At 68.1% G+C, this 25,644-nt stretch carries 25 protein-coding genes; 18 read left to right on the plus strand and 7 right to left on the minus strand.

Annotated elements, in window-relative coordinates; all coding sequences use genetic code 11:
- Positions 1-75 precede the first annotated feature (75 nt).
- From NS220_RS01235 to NS220_RS01250, 4 genes are all read left to right on the plus strand, one after another.
- Complete coding sequence (locus NS220_RS01235) at positions 76-378, plus strand: YggT family protein (RefSeq protein WP_058622296.1); 303 nt, start codon at positions 76-78, stop codon at positions 376-378.
- A 121-nt stretch (positions 379-499) separates the two neighbouring features.
- A complete protein-coding gene (locus tag NS220_RS01240; protein ID WP_058622297.1) occupies positions 500-1,120 on the plus strand; it encodes a DivIVA domain-containing protein in 621 nt (206 codons plus the stop codon).
- Positions 1,121-1,129: 9 nt separating this feature from the next.
- Positions 1,130-1,717 carry a signal peptidase II gene (gene lspA / locus NS220_RS01245; RefSeq protein WP_058622298.1) on the plus strand — a complete coding sequence of 196 codons (588 nt, stop codon included), beginning with the start codon at positions 1,130-1,132 and terminating at the stop codon, positions 1,715-1,717.
- Between the two features lies 1 nt (position 1,718).
- Positions 1,719-2,642 carry an RluA family pseudouridine synthase gene (locus NS220_RS01250; protein ID WP_058622299.1) on the plus strand — a complete coding sequence of 308 codons (924 nt, stop codon included), beginning with the start codon at positions 1,719-1,721 and terminating at the stop codon, positions 2,640-2,642.
- 6 nt (positions 2,643-2,648) lie between these two features.
- Here the strand turns inward: NS220_RS01250 and NS220_RS01255 are convergent, their stop codons facing one another.
- The gene (locus NS220_RS01255; protein ID WP_058622300.1) at positions 2,649-3,131 is read right to left on the minus strand and encodes an NUDIX domain-containing protein; all 483 of its coding nucleotides are present in this window, start codon (positions 3,129-3,131) and stop codon (positions 2,649-2,651) included.
- 172 nt (positions 3,132-3,303) lie between these two features.
- On the opposite strand from NS220_RS01255, the gene dnaE reads away from it, so the two are divergent.
- The 5 genes from dnaE (at position 3,304) to NS220_RS01280 (ending at position 11,073) form a co-directional block, all read left to right on the plus strand.
- On the plus strand, positions 3,304-6,768 hold the full coding sequence (gene dnaE / locus NS220_RS01260) for a DNA polymerase III subunit alpha (RefSeq protein ID WP_058622363.1): 3,465 nt from the start codon (positions 3,304-3,306) through the stop codon (positions 6,766-6,768).
- Between the two features lie 94 nt (positions 6,769-6,862).
- A complete protein-coding gene (locus NS220_RS20495) occupies positions 6,863-8,167 on the plus strand; it encodes a hypothetical protein (RefSeq protein ID WP_242864488.1) in 1,305 nt (434 codons plus the stop codon).
- Between the two features lie 64 nt (positions 8,168-8,231).
- Positions 8,232-9,533 (plus strand): histidinol dehydrogenase, encoded by a 1,302-nt coding sequence (gene hisD / locus NS220_RS01270; RefSeq protein WP_058622301.1) that lies wholly within the window; start codon positions 8,232-8,234, stop codon positions 9,531-9,533.
- A 12-nt stretch (positions 9,534-9,545) separates the two neighbouring features.
- On the plus strand, positions 9,546-10,037 hold the full coding sequence (nrdR, locus tag NS220_RS01275; protein WP_058622302.1) for a transcriptional regulator NrdR: 492 nt from the start codon (positions 9,546-9,548) through the stop codon (positions 10,035-10,037).
- A gap of 10 nt (positions 10,038-10,047) precedes the next feature.
- Positions 10,048-11,073, plus strand: a complete 1,026-nt coding sequence (locus NS220_RS01280) for a quinone-dependent dihydroorotate dehydrogenase (protein WP_058622303.1) — start codon at positions 10,048-10,050, stop codon at positions 11,071-11,073.
- Between the two features lie 218 nt (positions 11,074-11,291).
- Here NS220_RS01280 and NS220_RS01285 read toward each other — a convergent pair whose 3' ends face one another.
- Positions 11,292-11,864: a DUF3043 domain-containing protein gene (locus NS220_RS01285; RefSeq protein WP_013583178.1), complete on the minus strand. Its 573-nt coding sequence runs from the start codon at positions 11,862-11,864 to the stop codon at positions 11,292-11,294.
- Positions 11,865-11,910: 46 nt separating this feature from the next.
- Between NS220_RS01285 and NS220_RS01290 the strand changes: the two genes are divergently transcribed.
- The 7 genes from NS220_RS01290 to NS220_RS01320 all read left to right on the plus strand — a co-directional run bounded on the left by NS220_RS01290 (position 11,911) and on the right by NS220_RS01320 (position 18,366).
- Positions 11,911-13,305: a dipeptidase gene (locus tag NS220_RS01290; protein WP_058622304.1), complete on the plus strand. Its 1,395-nt coding sequence runs from the start codon at positions 11,911-11,913 to the stop codon at positions 13,303-13,305.
- 71 nt (positions 13,306-13,376) lie between these two features.
- Positions 13,377-13,742, plus strand: coding sequence for an iron-sulfur cluster insertion protein ErpA (gene erpA, locus NS220_RS01295; RefSeq protein WP_013583176.1), 366 nt, complete (start codon positions 13,377-13,379; stop codon positions 13,740-13,742).
- Between the two features lie 165 nt (positions 13,743-13,907).
- On the plus strand, positions 13,908-14,789 hold the full coding sequence (gene ctaC / locus NS220_RS01300; protein ID WP_081322921.1) for an aa3-type cytochrome oxidase subunit II: 882 nt from the start codon (positions 13,908-13,910) through the stop codon (positions 14,787-14,789).
- A 2-nt stretch (positions 14,790-14,791) separates the two neighbouring features.
- Complete coding sequence (gene ctaD / locus NS220_RS01305; RefSeq protein ID WP_043361752.1) at positions 14,792-16,555, plus strand: aa3-type cytochrome oxidase subunit I; 1,764 nt, start codon at positions 14,792-14,794, stop codon at positions 16,553-16,555.
- Positions 16,556-16,558: 3 nt separating this feature from the next.
- Positions 16,559-16,975: a cytochrome c oxidase subunit 4 gene (locus NS220_RS01310; protein ID WP_058622306.1), complete on the plus strand. Its 417-nt coding sequence runs from the start codon at positions 16,559-16,561 to the stop codon at positions 16,973-16,975.
- A gap of 4 nt (positions 16,976-16,979) precedes the next feature.
- Positions 16,980-17,771, plus strand: a complete 792-nt coding sequence (locus tag NS220_RS01315; RefSeq protein WP_058622307.1) for a PP2C family protein-serine/threonine phosphatase — start codon at positions 16,980-16,982, stop codon at positions 17,769-17,771.
- A 94-nt stretch (positions 17,772-17,865) separates the two neighbouring features.
- Positions 17,866-18,366, plus strand: coding sequence for a hypothetical protein (locus NS220_RS01320; RefSeq protein WP_081322922.1), 501 nt, complete (start codon positions 17,866-17,868; stop codon positions 18,364-18,366).
- Between the two features lie 23 nt (positions 18,367-18,389).
- On the opposite strand, the gene NS220_RS01325 is transcribed toward NS220_RS01320, so the two are convergent.
- The 5 genes from NS220_RS01325 to ctaE all read right to left on the minus strand — a co-directional run bounded on the left by NS220_RS01325 (position 18,390) and on the right by ctaE (position 23,412).
- Positions 18,390-18,800 carry a rhodanese-like domain-containing protein gene (locus tag NS220_RS01325; RefSeq protein WP_058622309.1) on the minus strand — a complete coding sequence of 137 codons (411 nt, stop codon included), beginning with the start codon at positions 18,798-18,800 and terminating at the stop codon, positions 18,390-18,392.
- 217 nt (positions 18,801-19,017) lie between these two features.
- On the minus strand, positions 19,018-20,856 hold the full coding sequence (gene qcrB, locus NS220_RS01330) for a cytochrome bc1 complex cytochrome b subunit (protein ID WP_058622310.1): 1,839 nt from the start codon (positions 20,854-20,856) through the stop codon (positions 19,018-19,020).
- The gene (gene qcrA, locus NS220_RS01335) at positions 20,853-21,911 is read right to left on the minus strand and encodes a cytochrome bc1 complex Rieske iron-sulfur subunit (protein ID WP_058622311.1); all 1,059 of its coding nucleotides are present in this window, start codon (positions 21,909-21,911) and stop codon (positions 20,853-20,855) included. Before qcrA ends, qcrB begins: the two co-directional genes overlap by 4 nt.
- Positions 21,912-21,950: 39 nt before the next feature.
- Positions 21,951-22,760, minus strand: coding sequence for a cytochrome bc1 complex diheme cytochrome c subunit (gene qcrC, locus NS220_RS01340; RefSeq protein WP_058622312.1), 810 nt, complete (start codon positions 22,758-22,760; stop codon positions 21,951-21,953).
- A gap of 16 nt (positions 22,761-22,776) precedes the next feature.
- Entirely contained in the window at positions 22,777-23,412 is a 636-nt protein-coding gene (gene ctaE, locus NS220_RS01345) for an aa3-type cytochrome oxidase subunit III (RefSeq protein ID WP_013583166.1), read from the minus strand.
- A gap of 169 nt (positions 23,413-23,581) precedes the next feature.
- Between ctaE and trpD the strand changes: the two genes are divergently transcribed.
- Both trpD and NS220_RS01355 read left to right on the plus strand, forming a co-directional pair.
- Positions 23,582-24,643 carry an anthranilate phosphoribosyltransferase gene (gene trpD / locus NS220_RS01350; protein WP_058622313.1) on the plus strand — a complete coding sequence of 354 codons (1,062 nt, stop codon included), beginning with the start codon at positions 23,582-23,584 and terminating at the stop codon, positions 24,641-24,643.
- Positions 24,644-24,646: 3 nt separating this feature from the next.
- On the plus strand, positions 24,647-25,639 hold the full coding sequence (locus NS220_RS01355; RefSeq protein ID WP_058622314.1) for a PHP domain-containing protein: 993 nt from the start codon (positions 24,647-24,649) through the stop codon (positions 25,637-25,639).
- The last annotated feature ends 5 nt before the right edge of the window (positions 25,640-25,644 follow it).

The raw sequence follows: 25,644 nt of genomic DNA on the forward strand, positions 1-25,644 counted from the left end.
ATCGCCGTCTCCGGAGACGGTGCGATCGCGCAGGCCGACCCCGAGGTCGCGCCCTTCGCGTCACAGTAAGCGATCGTGGCCGTCCTGAGCCTGGTCGGCTCGATTCTCAGCGCGCTCCTCTTCATCTACATCGTGCTGATGCTTGCGCGTCTGGTGCTCGAGTACATCCCGATGTTCAATCGAGAATGGCGTCCTCGTGGCGCCACTCTCGTGATCGCCGAGATCGTCTACACCGTGACAGATCCGCCGATCAAGCTGATCCGTCGCTTCATTCCGCCCCTGCGCATCGGGGGGATCGCGTTCGATTTCGGATTCGCGATCACCATGTTCCTGTGCTTCCTGCTGCTGAGCGTCACGCGGTCCCTGTCGACTCTGTGACCTCTCACGCCGTCGCCCTTCGACACCGGTCGAGGGCGGCGGCTATGCTGTTCCGAAGCGGTACGCCCCGGTGCGACACCCCCCGCAGTTCCCACTCAGAGCTCTCGAAAGAGGAAACACCATGGCACTGACCCCCGATGACGTCGTCACCAAGCAGTTCCAGCACGTGCGCTTCAAGGAGGGTTTCGACCCCGATGAGGTCGACGACTTCCTCGACGAGATCGTCGTCGAGTGGCGCAAGACGATCGCCGAGAACGACGAGCTGAAGTCGAAGCTCGCCGCCTACGAGTCCGGCGAGGCGGCTCCGGCCGCTGCGGCCCCGGTGGCCGAGGCCCCGAAGGAGGCCGCGCCCGTCGTCGCCGAGGCGCCCGCACCCGTCGCCGAGGCCCCCGCCGCCGAAGCCGACACGGCTCCCGCCGCGCAGAGCGCCGGCATCATCGAGCTCGCTCAGCGCCTTCACGACGAGCACGTCGCCGAGGGCAAGGCCCAGCGCGACCAGCTCATCAGCGAGGCGCAGGCTCAGGCGGCATCCATCGTCGCCGAGGCCGAGCAGAAGGGCCGCGAGGAGCGCGCGCGTCTCGAGAAGGAGCGCGTGACCCTCGAGGGGCGTATCACCGAGCTGCGCAACTTCGAGCGCGACTACCGTTCGCAGCTGCGTTCGTACATCGAGGGTCAGCTCCGCGACCTCGACACCACCGCGTCGTCGTCGGGCTCCACGCCCGTGTCGGCGATCGGTCTGTAGGCCGACTCTTTGCGCAGTCGACCTCCCCTGCGTTCGGCGGCGGCCAGTACCCTCATCGCGATCCTCGCGGTGGTGGTGCTGGCCGCCGACCAGTTGGCGAAGATGATCGCCATCGAGAACCTCCCTCCCGAGCGTGTCGTCCCGGTCATCGGTGAGGCGCTCCAGCTGTACCTCGTGCGCAACCCCGGTGCGGCGTTCTCGCTCGGTGAGAGCGTCACGTGGATCTTCACGATCGCCCTGGCCGTCGTTGCGTGCGTCATCCTTTTCCTGGCGGTCACTCGCGTGCGCTCGCGGCTGTGGGCCGTGGTGCTCGGCCTTCTGCTCGGCGGTGTGCTGGGCAACCTGAGCGACAGGCTCTTCCGCGAACCCGGTTTCCCGGTGGGACACGTGGTCGACTTCATCTCGACGCCGTGGATGATGCCGGCCATCTACAACGTGGCCGACGTGTTCATCGTCTCGATGATGATCTCGGTCGCGCTCCTCGTGCTCTTCGGACTCCGCCTCGACGGCACCCGCGAGACGCGTGCCTCGCGCGCGGCGGAAGCGCCGTCTTCCGACGGCAGCGTCGACGCGACGACCGACCCCGGTCCCCGCTGACATGGAGTCGCGGAACCTGCCCGTTCCCGACGGGCTCGACGGGACGCGCGTCGACCAGGCGCTCGCCAAGATGCTCGGTTTCTCGCGGACCTTCGCCGCCGAGATCGCCGACGCGGGGGGCGTGAGCGTCGACGGCCGCACGGTGTCCCGCTCGGACCGCCTCCGGGCCGGCGGGTGGCTGAGCGTCGAGTGGGAGCCCAAGCGCGAGCCCGAGATCGTGCCCGTCGAGGTCGCGGACCTCGGCATCGTGTGGGACGACGACGACATCGTCGTCGTCGACAAGCCCGCCGGTGTCGCGGCCCACCCCTCGGTGGGATGGGAGGGACCGACCGTCCTCGGGGCGCTGGCGGCGGCCGGGTTCCGCATCGCCACGAGCGGACCTGCCGAACGTCGCGGCGTCGTGCACCGTCTCGACGCCGGAACGAGCGGGCTGATGGTGGTCGCCAAGACCGAGCGCGCCTACACGCTGCTCAAGAGCGCCTTCAAAGAGCGCGAGGTCGACAAGATCTACCACGCGGTCGTCCAGGGGCACCCGGACCCGCTGTCGGGAACGATCGATGCGCCTATCGGTCGACACCCGCATCACTCGTGGAAGTTCGCGGTGATCCCTGACGGGAAAGACTCCGTGACGCACTACGAGACCCTCGAGGCGTTTCCGCGCGCGTCACTGCTCGAGATCCATCTCGAGACCGGGAGGACGCACCAGATCCGGGTGCACATGGCGGCTCATCGGCATCCCTGTGTCGGCGACCCCCTCTACGGGGCCGACCCCACGCTCTCCGCGCGTCTGGGGCTCGAGCGGCAGTGGCTGCACGCGCACCGACTCGCGTTCACGCATCCGGCGACGGGGGAGCGGGTCGGCTTCGAATCCGCGTACCCCGCCGACCTCGCGAACGCGCTCGAGATCCTCCGCGACGGGCTCTGACCCGCGTCAGGGCCGCGGCGCGGTCTGCTCGAAGCGCGCCGGCCCCGGCGTGAGTCCCGCGCGGACCCGGGCCCGCATCTCCTCGTCGAGCAGGGCGTCGAGGTCCGCGAGTGGATGCCATCCGACCTCGGTCATCTCGCCGTCGACGGGCTCCGGGTCGCCGGAGAGCCAGGTGCAGGCGAACACGAGATCGAGGTAGTCGCTCTGGTCGCCGTTGGCGTAGGTCACCCGGGGGATCTGGTGCACCCAGGCGAGCCGGTCGGCGCGGATGCGCACGCCCGCCTCCTCCTCGGCCTCGCGCACGGCGGCGTCGGCCGGCTCTTCGCCCGGGTCGACGATCCCCGTGATCGGGGTGAGCCGCCCGTTGTCGCTGCGTCGGCCGAGCAGGACCGCGCCGTCGCGCTCGATCACGGCGGTGACGCCGACCAGCGGGAGCGGTCGGGTGCCGACGAGACGGCGGAGTTCGAGGACGAAGTCGGGTGTGGGCACGCGCTCACCGTAGCCCAGTCGTCGGGCGAGCGGTGCGGGAGTCCGACAGCGACGCGCGGGGAGACCTGGGGGTCCGCTTCGAACTTGCGGACGCGATGTCGGAGGCCGAACGTACACTCGATACGTGGCAGCAGACTCCTTCGTTCACCTTCACGTGCACAGCGAGTACTCGATGCTCGACGGCGCAGCGCGCATCGGCCCGATGGTTCAAGAGGCCGTCAAGCAGGGCATGCCTGCCATCGCCGTCACGGACCACGGCAACACCTTCGCGGCCTACGAGTTCTACAAGACCGCGAAGGATGCGGGCATCAAGCCGATCATCGGCATCGAGGCCTACGTCACCCCCGGCACGCACCGCTCCGACAAAACGCGCGTGCGATGGGGCTCTCCCGAGCAGCAGAGCGACGACGTGTCGGGTTCGGGTGCCTACACCCACATGACGCTGCTGTCCGAGACGACCGAGGGCATGCACAACCTCTTCCGCCTCTCGTCGAAGGCGAGCATGGAGGGGTACTACTTCAAGCCCCGCATGGACCGCGAGCTGCTGCAGACCTACAGCAAGGGGCTCATCGCGACGACCGGCTGCCCCTCCGGCGAGGTGCAGACCCGCCTGCGGCTGGGGCAGTACGAGGCGGCCCGCGCCGCCGCGGCCGAGTTCCAGGACATCTTCGGCAAAGAGAACTACTTCGCCGAGATCATGGATCACGGGCTGTCGATCGAGCGGCGGGTCATGGGCGACCTGCTGAAGATCTCGAAAGACCTGAACATCCCGCTGCTCGGCACCAACGACCTGCACTACACCCACCAGCACGATGCGACGAGCCACGCCGCCCTGCTCTGCGTGCAGTCGGGATCGACCCTCGACGACCCCAAGCGCTTCAAGTTCGACGGCGACGGCTACTACGTGAAGTCACCGGCCGAGATGCGGCAGGTCTTCCGCGACAACCCCGAGGCCTGCGACAACACGCTGCTCATCGCCGAGCGGTGCGACGTCGAGTTCGACACATCGGCCAACTACATGCCCCGTTTCCCCGTTCCCCCGGGCGAGACCGAGGGCAGCTGGATGATCAAAGAGGTCGAGAACGGCCTGCAGGACCGCTACCCGGGCGGTATCCCCGACGCGGTGCGCAAGCAGGCCGAGTACGAGACCGACGTGATCCTGCAGATGGGGTTCCCCGGCTACTTCCTCGTCGTCGCCGACTTCATCAACTGGGCGAAGAACAACGGCATCCGCGTCGGACCCGGGCGTGGTTCGGGTGCCGGCTCGATGGTCGCGTACGCGATGAAGATCACCGATCTCGACCCCCTGCAGCACGGCCTCATCTTCGAGCGCTTCCTCAACCCCGACCGCGTCTCGATGCCCGACTTCGACGTCGACTTCGATGACCGCCGCCGCGGCGAGGTCATCCAGTACGTCACCGAGAAGTACGGCGACGAGCGCGTCGCCCAGATCGTCACCTACGGCACGATCAAGGCGAAGCAGGCGTTGAAAGACGCGGGGCGCGTGCTCGGCTTCCCGTTCAGCATGGGCGACAAGCTCACCAAGGCCATGCCCCCGGCCGTGATGGGCAAAGACATGCCGCTCGACGGCATGTTCAACCCCGAGCACCCGCGGTACAAAGAGGCGAGCGAGTTCCGCACCCTCATCGAGACCGACGCCGAGGCCAAGACGGTGTTCGACACCGCTCTCGGGCTCGAGAACCTCAAGCGTCAGTGGGGTGTCCACGCCGCCGGCGTGATCATGTCGAGCGAGCCGCTCATCGACATCATCCCGATCATGCGCCGCGAGCAGGACGGCCAGATCGTCACGCAGTTCGACTACCCCGCGTGCGAGTCGCTCGGCTTGATCAAGATGGACTTCCTGGGGTTGCGCAACCTCACGATCATCAACGACGCCCTCGACAACATCGAAGCCAACCGCGGCCACCCTCTCGTGCTCGAAGACCTCGACCTCGACGACGCGGCCTCGTACGAACTGCTCGCTCGGGGAGACACGCTGGGCGTGTTCCAGCTCGATGGCGGGCCCATGCGGTCGCTGCTGCGCCTCATGCGTCCCGACAACTTCGAAGACATCTCGGCCGTCCTCGCGCTGTACCGCCCAGGCCCCATGGGCGTGAACTCGCACATCAACTACGCGCTGCGCAAGAACAAGCAGCAGGAGATCGAGCCGATCCACCCCGAGCTCGAGGAGCCGCTGGCCGACATCCTCGACACGACCTACGGCCTCATCGTCTACCAGGAGCAGGTGATGGCCGTGGCGCAGCGCGTCGCCGGCTACACCCTCGGTCAAGCCGACCTGCTCCGCCGCGCGATGGGCAAGAAGAAGAAGAGCGAACTCGACAAGCAGAAAGAGATCTTCTTCGGCGGAATGACCGAGCGCGGCTACGGCGAGGTCGCTCAGCAGACCCTGTGGAAAGTGCTCGAGTCGTTCGCCGATTACGCCTTCAACAAGGCGCACACGGCCGCCTACGGGCTCGTGTCGTACTGGACGGCGTATCTCAAGGCGCACTATCCCGCCGAGTACATGGCCGCTCTGCTGACGAGCGTGGGCGATTCGAAAGACAAGATGGCGGTCTACCTCAACGAGTGTCGGCGCATGGGCATCCGGGTGCTGCCGCCCGACGTCAACGAGTCGATCCGCTTCTTCGCCGCCGTCGGCGAAGACATCCGTTTCGGTCTCGGTGCCGTCCGCAACGTCGGTGCCAACGTCGTCGACGGGATCGTCGCCGCCCGGCAGGATGCCAAGTACACCTCGTTCCACGACTTCCTGGCGAAGGTGCCCCTGCACGTCGCCAACAAGCGCACGGTCGAGTCGCTGATCAAGGCCGGCGCCTTCGACACGCTCGGTTCGACCCGGCGCGCGCTCCTCGAGATCCACGAGGACGCCTGCGAAGGCGCGGTGAGCGACAAGAGGCGCGAGGCCAACGGCGAAGTCGGATTCGACTTCGACTCCCTCTGGGACGAGCCGCAGCAGGTGACGAAGGTTCCCGAGCGTCCCGAATGGACGAAGAAGGACAAGCTGGCGTTCGAACGCGAGATGCTGGGGCTCTACGTCTCGGACCACCCGCTCGCGGGCCTCGAGGTTCCGCTCGCGAAGCACGCGTCGACCTCGATCCACGACCTGCTCTCCTCCGAAGACGTGCAGGACGGCGATCAGGTCACGGTCGCGGGCCTGCTGACGAGCGTGCAGCACCGCGTGGCGAAGCAGAGCGGAAATCCCTACGGGATGGTGACCGTCGAGGACTTCAACGGCGAGGTCACCGTCATGTTCATGGGGAAGACCTACGCCGAGTTCGCGCCGATCCTGCAGGGCGACTCGATCCTGGTGGTGCGCGGGCGCGTCTCGCGACGCGACGACGGCCTGAACCTGCACGCCCAGTCCGCGTTCGCCCCCGACCTCGAGGGGATGGACGCGGCGAGCGGTCTGACGCTCGTGGTTCCGGAGCAGCGTGCGAACGAAGCCTTGATCGGCGAGCTCGCGCAGACCCTGCAGCGGCATGCGGGCGATACCGAGGTGCTTCTCAAGCTTCACAAAGGTGGGACGGCAAAGGTCTTCGAGGTGCCTTTGCCCGTTCGCGTGACCGCCGACCTTTTCGGCGAGTTGAAGGGACTGCTCGGGCCCAACTGCCTGGGCTGAATCGCGTGGAATCGCACGGCAGTTCCGGCAGGATGCCGATGCGGAACGCTCGAAGACCGAACAGGGCGCTGCGGTGCCCTCGGAAAGGAAGATCGTGACCGATCGCACTGACGACCCCGTCTCGCCCGCGGACTCCGCGGCCGACGGCCCCCTGGCGTCCGGCGCACCGGAGGGCTCCGGCCCCCGCCTCGCGCGCTCGACCATGGTGCCGTCGCACGATGGCGATGCCGCCCCGCGCGAGACCGAGGACACCGACCTCGATTCGGACGACGCCTCCGCTGTCTCGTCCGACACGCAGCTGTCCGCGCGCTCCCACGTGAACACCCACGGGGTCTCGTTGCCGGCCACGGCATCCGCGTCCGGTGCGGTGTCGTACGGGGTCGGGCCCTTCTCGGTCCGGGAGGTCGCCCTTCTCGGGATCTGGGCCGTCGCCTTCCTGGTGTCCTTCTTCCCCGACAACAACGTCACCGGCGCGGCCCGAGTCCTCGTCGGCGGCAGCAACGTGTGGGTCTCCGGGCTCTGGTGGATCGCCGCCGTCGCCCTCCCCACGGTGGCCGTCGGGCTCGTCGTCCTCCGACGCCTGTCGCCCCAGGGCATCCGACGTGTCGGGTCGCTCGGGATCGACCAGTTCGCCTCCGTCGCCTTCTCGGTGGCGGCGTTCGTCTGGGTGGCGTGGCTCTGGGAGACGGTGTCCATCGCGATCGACACCGGGGGATGGGTGCGCTCCTGGGTCGTCTGGGTCGAGGCGATCCTCATGGTGGCGGGTGTCGTCCTGACGGTCGTCGCCCCGTTCCTCCCGCCGTTCGCTGCCGACTTCGCCGGCCGTGAAGAGGTGCCCGCCCACCGCAACGCCCGTCCCGTCCGACCCGTCGTGCCGCGCCCCGTCGCGCCCCGGCCCACGCGTCGCTCGGCACCGGATTCGGCGTCCGCCGCGGCCCCCGATGCGGCGTCGGCCCCGTCCGACGGCGTCGACGCCGGCGCTCCCGGAGACTACGTGCGCTCGACCGAAGGCCCTCGTACGGTTCCCGCCGACCCGCCCACCTCGGTCCTGCCGAGCGTTGAGCGTGCTCCCGCCGCGCAGGCGATCGCGGGGCAGACGGACACCGATACGAACGACGCGGGCGTCGACCACGCCCACGGGGCCGACGATCACCCGACGGACGTGCTCACTCGTCTCCACGACCTGTCGACGGAGCCCGCGCACCCCGCCGCGCAGGCTTTCTGGGCACTGGCACCCGTCGAGCGTGAGGTCGTCGACGACTACGGCACGCCGATCTTCCGGATCGGACCGTCCGCGTGGGCGCTCGTCATCGAAGACCGCGGTGAGACGTTCGTCATCCGCCACGACGACGGGCGCATCGGGTACCTGCACGACGTCTCAGGTGTCACCCGCGGCTGAGTGCCGCCTGCGAGCCGTCCTCCACAGCGGAGGGCGGCTCGTGGTCGGCCGGTAGCCTGGTCTCATGCTCCGTACCATCGATCTCCGCGGCCGCGTCCTCTCGTCCGCCGAGCTTCTCGCGGTCGTTCCGCGCGCCGACAGCGCGCGCGACGAAGCCCTCATCATCGCCGCTCGCATCGTGGACGACGTCGCTGTCCGCGGTGAAGAGGCTCTTCGCGAGCAGGCGGCGCAGTTCGACCACGTGACCGACCACGCGATCGCGGTCCCCGCGGCGCACCTCGACCAGGCTCTCGACGCCCTCGACCCGGCCGTGCGTTCCGCGCTCGAAGAGGCGATCGCCCGCGTGCGCGCGGCCTCGACCGCCCAGGTGCCCGCCCCCGTCGTGACCGAGATCGGTCCCGGTGCCCGCGTCACGCAGCGCTGGCAGCCGGTGCGACGCGTCGGGCTGTACGTCCCGGGTGGAAAGGCCGTCTACCCGTCGAGCGTCGTGATGAACACCGTCCCGGCGCAGGTGGCGGGCGTCCGTGAGATCGCTCTCGCCTCCCCGCCGCAGAAGGAGTTCGGGGGACGGGTCCACCCCGCGATCCTCGCCGCGGCGCGTCTGCTCGGGGTCACCGAGGTGTACGCCATGGGCGGTGCCGGCGCGATCGGGGCGTTCGCCTCCGGTGTCGCCAGCCTCGGACTCGATCCGGTCGACGTCGTCACGGGGCCGGGCAACAACTTCGTCGCCTCCGCGAAGCGGGCAGTGGCCGGACGCGTCGGCACCGACTCGGAGGCCGGAGCGACCGAGATCCTCATCGTGGCCGACGACAGCGCCGACGCCGACCTCGTCGCGGCCGACCTCGTGAGCCAGGCCGAGCACGACGAGCAGGCGTCCGCCGTGCTCGTGACGGACTCGCCCGCTCTCGCCGACGCCGTTCGGGCGGCTCTGCCGACCCGCGTGGCTGCGACGCGACACGGGGAGCGGGTGACCGCCGCGTTCGAGGGTCCGCAGTCCGCGGTCGTCCTCGTCGACGATCTGGCGCAGGCAACGGCGTTCAGCAACGCCTACGCACCCGAGCACCTCGAGCTGCACCTCGCGGACCCTCGCCCCGAGGAGTTCGTCAATGCCGGTGCGGTCTTCGTGGGCCCGTACACCCCGGTCAGCCTCGGCGACTACCTCGCGGGCAGCAACCACGTCCTTCCCACCGGCGGACAGTCGCGCTACGGAGCGGGCCTGTCCGCGGCGACCTTCCTCCGCCCGCAGCAGGTGATCGAGTACGACCGCGAGGCGCTCCGCACGGTGCACGAGGCCATCGTCACCCTCGCCGAGGCCGAGGCGCTGCCCGCCCACGGCGAAGCCGTCACGGCCCGTTTCCCCGAGTAGGTCGGCGAGCACATGCACTGTCCTTTCTGCCGGAACCCCGACTCCCGGGTGATCGACTCGCGCACGAGCGACGACGGCCTCAGCATCCGCCGGCGTCGCCAGTGCCCGAAGTGCGGGGGGCGGTTCTCGACCGTCGAGACGGCGAGCCTGAACGTCATCAAGCGGTCGGGTGTCGTCGAGCCGTTCAGCCGCGAGAAGGTGATGTCGGGCGTGCGCAAGGCGTGCCAGGGCCGCCCCGTCACCGACGCCGACCTCGCGATGCTCGCTCAGCAGGTCGAAGAGGCCATTCGGCAGACCGGGTCGTCGCAGATCGATGCGAACGAGATCGGACTGTCGATCCTCGGGCCCCTGCGGGAGCTCGACGAGGTGGCCTACCTGCGCTTCGCGAGCGTGTACCAGGCCTTCGAATCCCTCGACGACTTCGACACCGCGATCGCGCAGCTGCGCGCCGACCATGCCCACCGTCCGGTGCCGGCGAGCGGTGCTACGGACGACGTCCAGTAGCCTGACGGGGATGTATCCCCTTCTCTTCCGCACGGTCCTCACCCGTCTCGACCCCGAGTTCGCCCACCACCTCGGTGCACTCGTCATCCGTGTCGCGGGCGTCGAGCCCGTGGCATCCGTGGTCCGTCGTCTCACAGCGCCCACGCCCGAACTCGCTGTGAACGCTCTCGGACTCCGCTTCGACTCGCCCTTCGGCGTCGCGGCGGGCTTCGACAAGAACGTCACGATGGTCCGCGGGCTCGGCGCGCTCGGCTTCGGTCACGTCGAGGTCGGGACGATCACCGCTCTCGCTCAGCCGGGGAACCCGAAGCCCCGCCTTTTCCGGCTCGTGGCCGATCGCGCCGTCATCAACCGCATGGGGTTCAACAACGACGGCGCCGGCGCCGCCGCCGCCAAGCTCCGCCGGCTCCGCCGTGCGCGACGGCGCCCTGTCATCGGCGTCAACATCGGGAAGAGTCGCGTGGTGGCCGTGGAGGACGCCACGACCGACTACGTGCGCAGCGCCCGTCTCCTCGCTCCGCTCGCCGACTACCTCGTCGTCAACGTCTCGTCTCCCAACACTCCGGGCCTGCGCGGTCTGCAGGCGGTCGAGACGCTCCGTCCGCTTCTGACGGCGGTTCAGGATGCCGCGGGCCCGACCCCACTTCTGGTCAAGATCGCGCCCGACCTCGACGACGACGAGGTGCAGGACATCGCTCGTCTCGCGGTCGACGCAGGTCTTGCGGGTCTCATCGCCACGAACACGACGATCGCGCGGACGGGGCTGTCCACGGATGCCGCGAAGGTCGAGGCGGCCGGAGCCGGAGGTCTCTCGGGGGCGCCGCTGAAGGCTCGCGCAGCCGAGGTCTTGCGGCTGGTCCGTGCGGCCGTCCCCGCGGACTTCGTGGTGATCTCCGCCGGGGGAGTGGAGACCGCCGACGACGTGCGCGAGCGCCTCGCGGCTGGTGCGAACCTCGTGCAGGGCTACACGGGCTTCCTGTACCGGGGACCGCTCTGGGCGCGGCAGATCAGTCGGGGTCTCGCCCGTCCGCGCTGAGCCCGGCGCGTGTGAGCACGCACGCCGCGCACGGCAAGGCGAAGCGGTGCACCCGCTACCGCACGCGCGGTGAGCGATGCGCACGGGGTCCCGGTCGGGCCGCGCGCCCGCTGCCGCACGCGCGGTGAGCGACACGCGTGTCCCCGCGGTCGCGCGAGTGGGGCGAACGACGAAGCGGCGCGCCCCGAGGGCACGCCGCTTGTCGGAATCTCTTGAGGTCAGACCGGGTACTGCCCGCGCTTGACCTGTGCCTTCGGCAGGCGCATGAAGCGCATCTGGACCGTGCGCATCGCGGCGTACCAGCCGAGCCCCTTCTCGAGTTTGCTTTCGCCGAACTTGTCCTTCGCCGCGCGCTTGACGCGGATCGACGTGATGATCATGTCGCCGATGACGAAAAGGATGAAGATCCACAGGGCCACGAACGCCCAGTACTGGAAGAACTGCACGGGCAGAACCGTCAGCAGGATGACGATGAGCATGAACGGCATGACGCCCTCGCCGAGGTGCCAGCCGGCGTCCACGAAGTCGCGGGCGAACCGGCGCTGCGGGCCCTTGTCGCGGACGGGCAGGTAGCGCTCTTCGCCGGCGGCCATGCCGACGCGCGCCTTCTCGCGCTGGGCCGCGAGCTCGGCGCGGGCGCGGGCCTTGGCCTCTTTGGTGTCGGGGACGAGCGGGCGCTTGCGAGCGGCCTCCTGCTCGGCTCGCGAGGGCGTCGCGCGCCCCTTGCCCGAACCGGTCTCCGTCGGGTCGACGGGAGTGTCGTTGGGGGCGGGGGCGGGGGACTTAGCCACGGAAAACCTCGAGAGCTCGCTGATCGGGAGATTTAAGATTACCCGCATGACCCCCGACGTGTCCTTGCAGAATGCCGTGCGCGACGCCGCGGCCGCCGGCATCCCTTCCGCCCTCGCCGACCTGGGCGGCCTCGTCCGCATCCCCTCGATCGCCTGGCCGGCTTTCGACCAGTCCGCTCTCGAGAAGAGCGCGGATGCCGTGGCCGAGCTGTTCCGGGGCACCGGGATGTTCGATCGCGTCGAGGTGAAACGCGCGGCCATCCCCGGCACCGACGAGCTCGGCCAGCCCGCGGTGCTCGCCTCGCGCGCGCCGAAGAACGGTCGCCCGACGGTGCTGCTGTACGCGCACCACGACGTGCAGCCTCCCGGCGACGAGGCGCTGTGGGACTCGCCGCCGTTCGAACCGACCGTCCGCGACGGCCGTCTGTACGGTCGCGGCGCCGCCGACGACAAGGCCGGCGTGATGGCGCACGTCGCGGCGATCCGCGCCCTCGCGGAGGTCGTGGGCGACGACCTCGATCTCGGCATCGCCGTCTTCATCGAGGGCGAGGAGGAGTACGGGTCCCGCTCGTTCGCACAGTTCCTCGCGGACAACGCCGACGTGCTCCGCTCCGACGTCATCGTCGTCGCCGATTCCGGCAACTGGGACGATCGCACCCCGGGCCTCACGGTGTCGCTGCGCGGCAATGCCCGCTTCACCCTCACGGTGCGGACCCTCGAGCACGCGTCCCACTCGGGCATGCTCGGGGGAGCGGTACCGGATGCCATGCTCGCCACCGTGAAGCTCCTGGCGACGCTGTGGGATGACGACGGCGCCGTGGCCGTCGAGGGCCTGCACGTCCGCGACGCGGAGACCCCGGCGTACGACGAGTCGACCCTGCGCGAGGAATCGGGCCTGCTCGAGGGTGTCAGGCCCATCGGGCGCGATTCGATCCTGAGTCGCATCTGGAACAAGCCGTCCGTGACGATCACCGGATGGGATGCCACCCCCGTCGCCTCGGCATCCAACACGCTGTCCCCGCAGACGAGTGTGGTCATCAGCGCCCGGGTGGCGCCGGGGCAGCGCGCCGAAGAGGCTTTCGCCGCGATCCAGGAGCACCTGCGCGCGCACGCGCCGTTCGGCGCCCACCTGGAGTTCAGCGACATCGACTGCGGCGACGCCTTCCTCGTCGACACGAGCGGCTGGGCGGTCGAGGATGCCCGAGCCTCGTTCGCCGAGGGGTACGGCGTGGCGTCCGTCGACGTCGGCATCGGCGGATCGATCCCGTTCATCTCGGACCTGGTCCGCGAGTTCCCCGGCGCGCAGATCCTGGTGACCGGCGTGGAGGATCCGCACGCTCGCGCGCACAGTCCGAACGAGTCCCTGCACCTCGACACCTTCCGCAACGCGGTGGTGTCGGAGGCGCTCCTGCTGACCCGCTTGAACGCGCGCACCATCTGACCGAGGCCGCGGGGCCGGGACGGGCGTAGAATCGTTGCGTCCCCGCGACCGATCAACCGAAGGGCATCGCCATGACCGACACCACACTGTCGTCCGCCGCCGACACCCGCGAGCACGGCGTCGGCCTGACCGCGGCCGCCTCCGACAAGGTCAAGAGCCTGCTGTCGCAGGAAGGCCGCGACGACCTGCGTCTTCGCGTCGCCGTTCAGCCCGGCGGCTGCTCCGGCCTCATCTACCAGCTGTACTTCGACGAGCGTTACCTCGACGGCGACAAGGTCGTCGATTTCGACGGCGTCGAGGTCATCGTCGACGACATGAGCGTGCCGTACCTCGACGGTGCGAGCATCGACTTCAAGGACACGATCTCGGAGCAGGGCTTCACGATCGACAATCCCAACGCGCAGGGCTCGTGCGCGTGCGGAGACAGCTTCCACTGAGCTCGGCGCGCCGTCCGTAAACCGTTTTCGGGGACCCTCGGAACCACGGATCACACCGTGGATTCCGGGGGTTTTCGATGTCTCGGCACTGGACGAATGGCCTGAGAACGGTGAGAGGTTGCCGTAGACTGTCAAAGCTTCATCCACGACCCGGAAAGGTGCACTGTGCCCTCCAAACGTCGCCTCCGCTGGGCTGCGCTCCCCGTCGGGATCGCGTCCGTCGCGCTCCTCTCCGGCTGCACCACGACCCAGCTGCACGGCTTCCTGCCCGGCTTCGTCGATGACGGCACGCCTGCCACCAACCACACCGACATGGTCGCCGGTCTCTGGGTCAACTCCTGGATCGTGCTGCTGGCCGTGGGTGTCATCACGTGGGGCCTCATGCTGTGGGCCGTCATCGCCTACCGTCGCCGTAAGGGGCAGTCGGGTCTCCCGGTCCAGTTGCGCTACAACATGCCGGTCGAGATCTTCTACACGATCGTCCCGCTGATCCTGGTCATCGGTTTCTTCGCCTTCACGGCGCGCGACCAGAACACCCTCGAGACGCAGTACGACAACCCCGACGTGTCCATCACCGCCTATGGCAAGCAGTGGGCGTGGGACTTCCAGTACAACGGCACGAAGGAAGACAACTCCGACGCCGTGTACTCGATGGGTGTGCAGGCGAAGGCGACGGCCGACGGCTACGACCTCGAGGACGTCCCCACCCTCTACCTGCCGGTCAACAAGAAGGTCAAGATCGATCTGCGCTCGCGCGACGTCATCCACTCCTTCTGGATCATCGACTTCCTGTACAAGAAAGACATGTACATCGGTCGCGACAACGAGTGGTCCTTCACGCCGACTCGCGAAGGCACGTACGAAGGCAAGTGCGCGGAGCTGTGCGGCGAGTACCACTCCGCCATGCTCTTCAATGTCAAGGTCGTGAGCGACGCCGAGTACGAGAGCTACCTCGCTTCGCTCCGCACCGCCGGCGACGTCGGCGACATCAGTGATCTGTCGCGTCTGCAGAACCTCACAACGGCTGGCGCCGAAGGGAACAAGTGATCATGGCCACGACGCTTCCGCTTCAGGAGAAGGGCACTTCTCGCCCGACGACTCTCCCTCCGCGTCAAGCCGCTCTGCTCAGCACCTCGCGTGTCGAGCAGAAGGGCAACCTGGTCGTCAAGTGGATCACCTCCACCGACCACAAGACCATCGGGTACATGTACCTGATCGCTTCGGTGATCTTCTTCATGCTCGGTGGCGTGATGGCCCTGATCATCCGCGCTGAGCTCTTCGAGCCCGGCATGCAGATCATCCCCACCAAAGAGCAGTACAACCAGCTGTTCACCATGCACGGCACGATCATGCTGCTCATGTTCGCGACTCCGCTGTTCGCCGGCTTCGCCAACGCCCTGCTCCCGCTGCAGATCGGCGCTCCGGACGTCGCGTTCCCGCGTCTGAACGCGTTCGCCTTCTGGCTCTTCCTGTTCGGCTCGACGATCGCGGTCTCCGGCTTCCTCACGCCGCAGGGTGCGGCGGGCTTCGGCTGGTTCGCCTATCAGCCCTTGGCAAACGCCAGCTTCTCTCCGGGCGTCGGCGGAAACCTCTGGATGCTGGGCCTCGGCATCAGCGGTTTCGGAACGATCCTCGGCGCGGTGAACTTCATCACCACCATCCTCACGATGCGCGCCCCCGGTATGACCATGTGGCGCATGCCGATCTTCTCGTGGAACACGCTCATCACGAGCATCCTGATCCTGCTCGCGTTCCCCGTGCTGGCTGCAGCGATCTTCGCCGCCGCCGCCGATCGCGTGCTCGGCGCCCACATCTACAGCCCGGAGAACGGCGGCGTGCTCCTCTGGCAGCACCTGTTCTGGTTCTTCGGCCACCCCGAGGTGTACATCATCGCGCTGCCGTTCTTCGGCATCGTCTCGGAGATCTTCCCGGTGTTCAGCCGCAAGCCGATCTTCGGGTACAAGACCCTCGTGTACGCCACGATCGCGATCGCGGCTCTGTCGGTGGCCGTGTGGGCTCACCACATGTACGTCACGGGCGGCGTGCTCCTGCCGTTCTTCGCCCTGATGACCATGCTCATCGCCGTGCCCACGGGCGTGAAGATCTTCAACTGGATCGGAACGCTCTGGCGAGGATCGGTCACGTTCGAGACGCCGATGGTCTTCGCCCTCGGCTTCCTCGTGTCGTTCGTCTTCGGTGGTCTGACCGGCGTCATCCTCGCCTCGCCCCCGCTGGACTTCCACCTGTCGGACTCGTACTTCGTCGTGGCGCACTTCCACTACGTCGTCTTCGGCACGGTCGTGTTCGCGATGTTCGCGGGCTTCTACTTCTGGTGGCCGAAGTGGACCGGCAAGATGCTCAACGAGCGTCTCGGCATGGTGCACTTCTGGATGCTGTTCATCGGCTTCCACATGACCTTCCTGATCCAGCACTGGCTGGGTGTCGACGGTATGGTGCGTCGTTACGCCGACTACGCCGCGGCCGACGGATGGACGTGGGAGAACCAGCTCTCGACCATCGGCTCGATGATCCTCGGTGCCTCGATGATCCCGTTCCTGCTGAACGTGTGGATCACGGCTCGCAAGGCGCCTCGTGTCACCGTCGACGACCCGTGGGGTTATGGAGCGTCGCTCGAGTGGGCCACCTCGTGCCCGCCGCCGCGCCACAACTTCACCTCGATCCCGCGTATCCGTAGCGAGCGCCCCGCCTTCGACCTGAACCACCCCGAGGCCGGGATCCCGGTCGGCGTGGGTCCGGCCAAGGATGCACCCGATACGCCCGTCGTCGACGCGGCCGCTGGAGAGGTCAAGTAAACGATGCGTACCAATGTCGGACTCTGGTGGCTCCTCGCGGGCTTCGGATTCTTCATCGCCGCCGTCTACACGGTCTGGAGCCTGATCCAGCACGGCGGCGTCGAGTGGGTCGGAACGGTTGCCCTCGTCTTCCTCGGCCTCATGTCGTCGATGATCGCTTTCTACGTGGGCCGTGTGCTCAAGGCGCAGAACGGTGAGCTTCCGGAGGACACGCTGACCGCTGACATCGACGATGGCGACCCCGAGATGGGCGAGTTCAGCCCGTGGTCGTGGTGGCCCATCGTCCTCGCGGCATCCGCGGCGATCGCCGTGATCGGTCTCGCCGTCGGCAGCTGGATGGTCCCCATCGGTTTCCTCGTCTTCGTGGTCGCCATCGTCGGCTGGGTCTACGAGTACTACCGCGGGTACTTCGCTCGCTGATCCTGTGCCCCTTCGGCTGAATACGGCCGCCGTCTCCGACGCCGGCGCCCACCGTCCCACCAACCAGGACGCCGCGTTCGTGGCGTCCTGGGGTGCGGCGGTCGCGGATGGCGTCGGGGGAGGCCCCTCGGGCGATCTCGCCTCCGCGGCGCTCATCCATCGCCTCGTGGCGACTCGGGGAAGCGCGATCGACGCCGACGGACTTCTGGTCCGCATCCGCGAGGCGAACTGGGACATTCGCGCGCACGTCGAGCGAGACCCTGCGCTTCAGGGGATGGCGACGACTTTCACGGGTCTGTTCCTGGGCGTCGAGGGGCAGTTGCTCCTCGCGCACACCGGCGACTCGCGTGCCTATCTTCTGCGCGACGGCGAGTTCAGCCGTGAGACCCGCGACGACTCCTACGTGCAAGCTCTCGTCGACCACGGCATCATTCCGCCGGAAGCGGCGGCCGCGCATCCCCGGCGCAACATCATCACGGCCTCTCTCGGCGGTGCCGAGGGAGATGTGGTCTCGGTCGCCGAGCGTCTTCCCCTGGTGGGCGACCGCTGGGTCCTGTGCAGCGACGGGCTGACGGACTACGTGCCCGAGGCGGACGTGGCCCGACTCATCGCCGAGGCGGACGACCCGCGTTCGGCCGCAGCGTCGGCTGTGGCGCTCGCTCTCGAGGCGGGAACGCGCGACAACGTGACGGTCGTCGTCTGCGACGTCGTCGATGACGATCAATCGATCGCCGGAGAGCCCGTGTTCTCGGGGTCCGCGGCGCGATGGTTCGCCGAGGACGTCGAGACGGCGTGACCTCGGCGCGTTTTCCCGCGCCATCTCGCGTGTCACCGGCACGCCTGTTCCCTGTCGCCGGACCGCGGGCGGCCCTCGGCGGTACCCTTCGTGTGTGGGATTCTCCTTGATGTTCATGCGCGTCCACGATGATGACCTCGTAGACGCCGACAGGGTCGGACTCGCCGATTTCCTCGTCCGTGAGGGCCTGGTTCTGCCGGATGAGTCCGGAGAGCTCAGCCGCAGGTCGGACGGTGGTGCCCTCGCGTTCGACGGCCACTTGACCGATCTGCAGCTCGACGGCCTGTCTCAGGAGGAACCCGTGACGGGCAGGATCGATCACGCGGCGCTGGGACCGGAGGAGGTGGAGTTCATCTTCGGTCTGTGCGTGGCCGGGAAGATGATGGTGATCAATCCGCAGGGCAGCCCCATGTACATCGTTCCCGCCGAGACGCACGCGCCCGAGGAGGTTCCCGACCCCGATGGCACCGTCTGGGTGGGAACGCCGGCAGAGCTCGCCCAGGCCCTGGGAGTGAGCTTCGGCGACTTCTCGAGTTTGAGGGACCGCGTCGTGGGGTATTCCGGCCCCGACGCCGGCGGTGAGCCCGCTCGGTAGTTCCTTCGCGGCACTCGTGCTGTTCAGCGCGGGTGAACGACCATGACCGTGGCGTCGAACACCCGCTCGCACGGCCCCTCGTCGTTCTCGAAGGGCTGCCCTTCGCGAACCCAGTACTCGTAGCCGCCGATCATCTCGCGCACGCTGTAGCCGAGCGAGGCGAAGGCGAGAGCGCCCTTTTGTCCGGCGTTGCAGCCGGGGCTCCAGCAGTAGACGACGACCGGCATATCCTTCGGGATCTCGAGAGGAGCTCGCTCGGCGATTTCGCGGTAGGGGAGGTGTACAGCTCCGGTCACCCGCCCTTGCCGCCACGCGTCGGCGCCGCGCACGTCGACGAGCACGAAGCGATCGCCGGCCTTCTGTGCCGCGTAGACGTCCGAGGGATCGGTCTCCGCGGCGAGCCTGGCCGCGAAGTACTCCTGAGTGCTCGTCATGCCCCCACGTTATGGTGCCGCTGGAGCAGCGGGGGAGGGCCAGGATGCCACGCACCCTTGGCATCCTGCCAATCCGACGGATGCTTCGTGTCGACGCGTCAGCGCCCCAGGCACCGGCACGTAGAGAGGCCGACGGTGTGCGAGCCCGGGCAGGGTGCGGAGGGCGCCCACGAACGACGAAACCCCGGTGCCGAAGCACCGGGGTTTCATGAGGCGATCACTCGCTCTTGTCGCCGTCGGGACGGTTCTTCTCTTCGAGACCCTTGGGGGCCGGGAGCTCGACCTCAGCGCGCTCACCGATCGCCATGTGCGGACGACCGTCCTCGTCGGCGCGAGCGTTCGCTCCGGCGATCTCGTCGATCTCCTCGTGCTCGATGTGATCGAGCTCGTGGTGCTGGTGCGCCACGGCGGCGTCGATCTCGGCCTGCGAGAGGGGGGCGAGACGGTCCTCGAAGAACCAGCGGGACACACCCGCGCGGAAGTTCGCGTACCAGGGGATCTGACCCTGCGCGTTGGGACGCACGACCAGCGGCTCGTAGGTCTCGTTGTCGACCAGCTTCCAGCGCTCGTACTCGTCGACGGGCTGGTGCACCTCGATGTACTCGCCGCCCGGCAGGCGGACGATGCGACCCGACTCGTAGCCGTGCAGAGCGATCTCGCGGTCCTTCTTCTGCAGCGCGATGCAGATGCGCTTGGTGACGAAGTAGGCCAGGATCGGCCCGAGGATCAACAGCGCCTGCAGCGCGTGGATGACGCCTTCCATCGTGAGGTGGAAGTGCGTGGCCATGATGTCCGACGATGCTGCGGCCCACATGACCGCGTAGAACGTCACGCCGGCGGCACCGATCGCGGTGCGGGTCGCCGCATTGCGGGGGCGCTGCGCGATGTGGTGCTCGCGGGTGTCGCCCGTGATCCACGCCTCGATGAAGGGGTAGACCAGGACGAGGACGATGAACAGGCCCAGGACGCCGACCGGGATGATGATGTTCCACGAGAAGGTGTGATCCCACAGGACGAACTCGAGGTGCGGCGGGATGAGTCGCAGCATGCCGTCGGCGAATCCGATGTACCAGTCGGGCTGGGTACCGGCGGAGACGGGGGAGGGGTCGTACGGCCCGTAGTTCCAGATCGGGTTGATCGTCACGAGTGCGGCGATCAGAACGATGACGCCGAACGTGATGAAGAAGAACCCGCCCATCTTCGACGCGTACACGGGGAGCATCGGGTAGCCCACGACGTTGCTGTTCGAACGGGCGGGGCCGGCGAACTGCGTGTGCTTGTTGATGATCATCAGCATGAGGTGCACGGCCAGCAGCGCGACCAGGATGGCCGGCAGCAGAAGAATGTGCAACGTGTACAGGCGACCGACGATCGCGGTACCCGGGAACTCGCCGCCGAAGAGCAGGAACGAGGTCCAGGTGCCGATGATCGGCAGGCCCTTGATCATGCCGTCGATGATGCGCAGACCGTTGCCGGAGAGCAGGTCGTCGGGGAGGGAGTAGCCGGTGAAGCCCTCGGCCATCGCGAGGATGAAGAGGATGAAACCGACGACCCAGTTGAGCTCACGAGGCTTGCGGAACGCGCCGGTGAAGAAGACGCGCAGCATGTGCACGCCGATACCGGCGACGAACACCAGCGCCGCCCAGTGGTGGATCTGGCGGACCAGGAGTCCGCCACGCAGGTCGAACGAGATGTGCAGCGCGGACTCCATCGCCGCAGACATCGCGATGCCGCGCATCGGCTCGTACGCACCGTTGTAGTGCGTCTCGACCATCGAGGCCTGGAAGAAGAACGTCAGGAACGTGCCCGACAGCAGGACGACGACGAAGCTCCACAGAGCGATCTCGCCGAGCATGAACGACCAGTGGTCGGGGAAGATCTTGCGACCCAGCTCCTTGACGATGCCCGACATGCTCGTGCGCTCATCGAGGTAGTTGGCCGCGGCGCCGACGAAGCGGCCTCCGAGCGGCTTGCCGTCGCGTCCCGCGGGCTGCGGGCCCGACGAGACGGCCGGTTCGGTCGTGACGTTCTCGGTGGGGTGAGTACCGATGCTCATTTGCGCTCCCAGAAGCTGGGGCCGACGGGCTCGTGGAAGTCACTCTGCGCGACGAGGTAGCCCTCGGCGTCGACGGTGATGGGGAGCTGCGGCAGGGGACGGGCAGCCGGGCCGAAGATGACGGCCGCACCGTTGGCGACGTCGAACTGCGACTGGTGGCAAGGGCACAGGAGGTGGTGGGTCTGCTGCTCGTACAGAGCCACGGGGCATCCGACGTGCGTGCAGACCTTCGAGTACGCGACGATGCCGTCGTACGTCCAGTCCATGTTGTTGGTCTCGGGGTTCAGCTGCTCGGGCTGCAGACGCATGAGCAGCACGATGGCCTTGGCCTTCTCTTCGAGGTACCCCTCGTCGTGGCCGAGGCCGGCGAGCTCTTCCGGGATGACGTGGAAGGCGGAGCCGAGAGTGACGTCGGCCGCGCGGATCGGACGACCGGACGGGTCGTGCGACAGCCGCGAGCCTTCCTTCCACATGGTGTGGCTCAGCAGCTTCACCGGGTCGGCATCCTGGGGTGCGAGGCCGCGGAACAGCGTGATACCCGGGATGATCGAGGCGGCGAGGGCAGCGAAGAGCGAGTTGCGGATGATCTCGCGGCGACCGAAGCCCGAGTCCTTGTTCGCCTCGACGAAGACGTTGACTGCACCCTCGCGGGTCTCGTCGCGCCCACGGGTCGCGTGGCGGTCCTCGATGTACTCCTTGTCGGACATGACCGACTTGCCCCAGTGAATGGTGCCGACGCCGATCGCCAGCAGGGCGAATCCGATGCCGAGTCCGATGAAGAGGTTGTTGTACCGGATGTCGATCAGCGCGCCCGACTCGATCGGGAAGATCATGTAGGCGATGCTCGCCCAGATGCTCGCGGCGACCGAGAAGTAGAACAGGGTGTAGACCGTGCGGACGGCCCGCTTCATCGCCTGCGGGTCCTGGTCGGTCATGCGGTGGCGGTGTCCCGGGAGACCCGGGTTCTCCACGGGGTCGGGGACCGCGACCGCGAGCCCGGCGGAAGGCTTCCATGAAGCCCTCTCGTGCTCGAGCGCGTCTTCCTCGTGTGCCATGGTGCTCCTCGTGCGTTTACGTAATGTCGATGACGACGGTCAGTTGGACTTCGCCGTGATCCACACGGTGAGCGCGATGAGCGCTCCGATTCCGAAGATCCAGATGAACAGACCCTCAGAGACCGGTCCGAGCGAACCGAGCGAGAACCCGCCGGGGGACTCGGACTTCTGCAGGAACATCAGGTACGAGATGACGTCGCGCTTGTCTTCGGGGGTGAGGTTCATGTCGTTGAAGACCGGCATGTTCTGGGGACCGGTGACCATGGCCGCGTACATGTTGACGGGCGTCACGGTGTGCAGATCCGGGGCCCACTTGCCCTCGGTGAGCGCACCGCCGGCACCGGCCACGTTGTGGCACATCGCGCAGTTGATGCGGAACAGCTCGGCGCCGTGGGAGAGATCGCCTTCGCCGTCGGTGATCTCGGCGCTCGGGTAGGTCGGGCCGGGGGCCGCCGACTGCACGAACGCGGCGATCGCGTTGATCTGCTCCTCGGTGAACTGCGGCGGCTTGACCGGTGCCTGGGGGCCCTGGGCCTGCAGCGGCATACGACCGGTCGACACCTGGAAGTGGACCGACAGCTCGCCGACGCCGAAGAGCGACGGACCCTGCTGGCTGCCCTCGAGGTCGAGGCCGTGGCAGGTCGCGCAGTTCGCCTGGAAGAGCTTCTTGCCCTCTTCGACCGCGGTCGCGGACGAGGCGTTGCTCGTCGGGGTGTCCGTCGCGGCCATGGCCGCGGAGGCGCCCGCGTAGACACCGCCGGTCAGCAGGAGGCCGATGCCGATCAGCGCGGCGGCGGCCAGGGGACTGCGGCGCCCGGAGGCGCGGCGCGGCTTCTTCTCTCGTGCCATGTCAGGTACAGCTCTCTTACTTCAGGAAGTAGATGACGAAGAACAGGGCGATCCAGACGACGTCGACGAAGTGCCAGTAGTACGACACGACGATCGAGGTGGTCATCTCTTTGCGTCCGAAGTTCTTCACGGCGTAAGCGCGGCCGATCACGAGGAGGAAGGCGATGAGCCCGCCTGTCACGTGCAGGGCGTGGAAGCCGGTGGTCAGGTAGAAGGCCGAGGCGTAGGGGTTGGCGCTGATGGGCATGCCTTCGGCCACGAGCGTCGCGTACTCCCACACCTGGCCCGACACGAAGACGGCTCCGAGGATGAACGTGAGATAGAACCACTCCACCATGCCCCACTGGACGAAGCGGAACGACTTGCCGGTGCGGTACGGCTGGTACCGCTCGGCAGCGAACACGCCCATCTGGCACGTGACCGACGACAGCACGAGGATGATCGTGTTGACGGTCGCGAAGGGGACGTTGAGCAGCTCGGTCTCCTGCGCCCAGAGGGACGCGGAAGTGCTGCGCAGAGTGAAGTAGATGGCGAAGAGGCCGGCGAAGAACATGACCTCGCTGCCCAGCCACACGATGGTGCCCACGGCGACCGGGTCGGGCCGCTTCACGGCACGCACGGCCTGGGAATACGTCGCTGAGGTCGTCACCATCCCATTATGCGCGATCCGACGGGTCGATATTCCCATCTGGAGCTGGAGATATTCCACGCTCGAGACTTAGGGAAACCTAAGAATCAACGGGGAATCCCCGGTACGGCGTGACTTTCACGGCGTCGGTACCGGCGCTGAGCGGGCGGGAGGGGTGTGGAAGGATCGTGTCATGGCGGAACGCGTGACCTGGCCCGATGTGCTCACCTCCCTCCTGGAAGGACGAGACCTCAGCGTGTCGGAATCGACGTGGGCGATGAGACGGGTCATGGCGGGTGAGGCGACGCCCTCGCAGCTCGCCGGATTCCTCGTCGCGTTGCGCGCCAAGGGCGAGACGGTGGAAGAGATCGTCGGGTTCCGCGACGCGATCCTCGAGGCCGCCGTTCCCCTGCCGGTGCGCGCCGAGGTCCTCGACATCGTCGGCACCGGCGGCGATCGCTATGGCACCGTCAACGTCTCGACGATGGCCGCCGTGGTGGCGGCGGCATCCGGAGTCCCCGTCGTCAAGCACGGCAACCGCGCGGCGAGTTCGGCATCCGGATCCTCGGATGTGCTGTCATCGCTCGGGATCGCCCTCACTCTCGACCCGGAGCACGTCGCCGAGACCCTCGAGCGCACCGGGATCACCTTCGCGTTCGCTGCGGCCTTCCACCCCGGCTTCCGTCACGCGGGGCCGACGCGCTCCGAGCTGGGCGTGCCGACCGTCTTCAACTTCCTCGGGCCGTTGTGCAATCCCGCCCGGGCGGAGGCGAACGCTGTCGGGGTCGCTCACCTGGACCGTGTCCCGCTCATCACGGGTGTCTTCCGCACCCGCGGGGCCACGGCGCTGGTGTTCCGCGGCGACGACGGCCTGGACGAACTCACGACGACGGGGCACAGCCGCCTGTGGGAAATCAGTCGCGGTGACGTCCACGAGCACGATCTGGACCCGCGGGATCTCGGCATCCCTCTCGTGGAGATCGACGCTCTGCTCGGCGGAACCCCCGATCACAACGCCGAGGTCGTCCGGCGCACGCTCGCGGGTGAGACGGGGCCGGTGCGCGACATCGTCCTGCTGAATGCCGCCGCGGGACTCGTGTCGTACCGCTTGTTCCAGGATGCCGCCGAGGTGCAGCGCCCGATCCTCGAGCGCCTCTCCGAAGCGATGGCCGATGCCGCCGCCGCGGTGGACGACGGTCGGGCATCCGCGAAGCTCGACGCGTGGATCTCGACCACTCGGGAGCTCGCGGAGTAACCCATGCGACCGCTGGACGCCCTGAACGAGATCGCGTACCTGCTCGAGCGCGAGCGGGCGTCCCGGTACAAGTCGAAGGCGTTCCGCACGGCAGCGGCCGCGATCGACGGCCTCAGTGAGGCGGAGCTCCGCGATCCCGGACTCCGTCGGCGTTCCGGCATCGGCGAGTCGACCTTCGCGGTGATCCAGCAGGCACTGGCCGGTGGGGTGCCCGAGCGGCTTGCCGCGCTCCGCGAGACGAAGGGTGCCGTCGGCGGGGAGGCCCTGCGCGCCACCCTGCGGGGAGACCTGCACAGCCACAGCGAATGGTCGGACGGGGTGACGCCGATCGAAGCGATGGTCGAGGCGGGGTGCGCTCTGGGCCACGAGTACCTCGCTGTGACGGACCATTCCCCTCGCCTCACCGTGGCGAACGGGTTGTCACCCGAGCGGCTGCGCGCCCAGCTCGAGGTCGTCCGCGGCCTGAGCGGCGGGGGCTTCACCCTGCTGTCGGGGATCGAGGTCGACATCCTCGACGACGGTGAGCTGGACCAGGAAGATGCGCTCCTGCGAGAGCTCGATGTGGTCGTGGCATCCGCTCATTCGAAGCTCCGTATGGACCGGGCGCCGATGACGCGGCGACTCGTCGCGGCGGCGAGCGATCCGCGCGTGGACGTCCTCGGGCACGTCACGGGGCGGCTCGTCGAGGGGGCGCGGGGAACACGCCCTCCCTCGGAGTTCGACGCGCGAGCGGTCTTCGCCGCGTGTGCGGCGTCGGGGGTGGCGGTCGAGATCAACTCGCGTCCCGAACGGCAGGACCCTCCCGATGAGCTGATCGCGATCGCGCTCTCCGAGGGGTGCCTGTTCTCGATCGACTCGGACGCGCACGCGCCCGGCCAGCTGTCGCTGCTCGACTACGGAGCGGCGCGCGCCGAGGCGGCCGGGGTTCCCCACGATCGCGTCGTGACGACGTGGCCGCTGGGGCGGCTGCGGGAGTGGCTCGAACGGGAGCGGTGATCCGC

Source organism: Microbacterium testaceum, from assembly GCF_001476655.1.
GTDB classification, from domain to species: Bacteria; Actinomycetota; Actinomycetes; order Actinomycetales; family Microbacteriaceae; genus Microbacterium; species Microbacterium testaceum_C.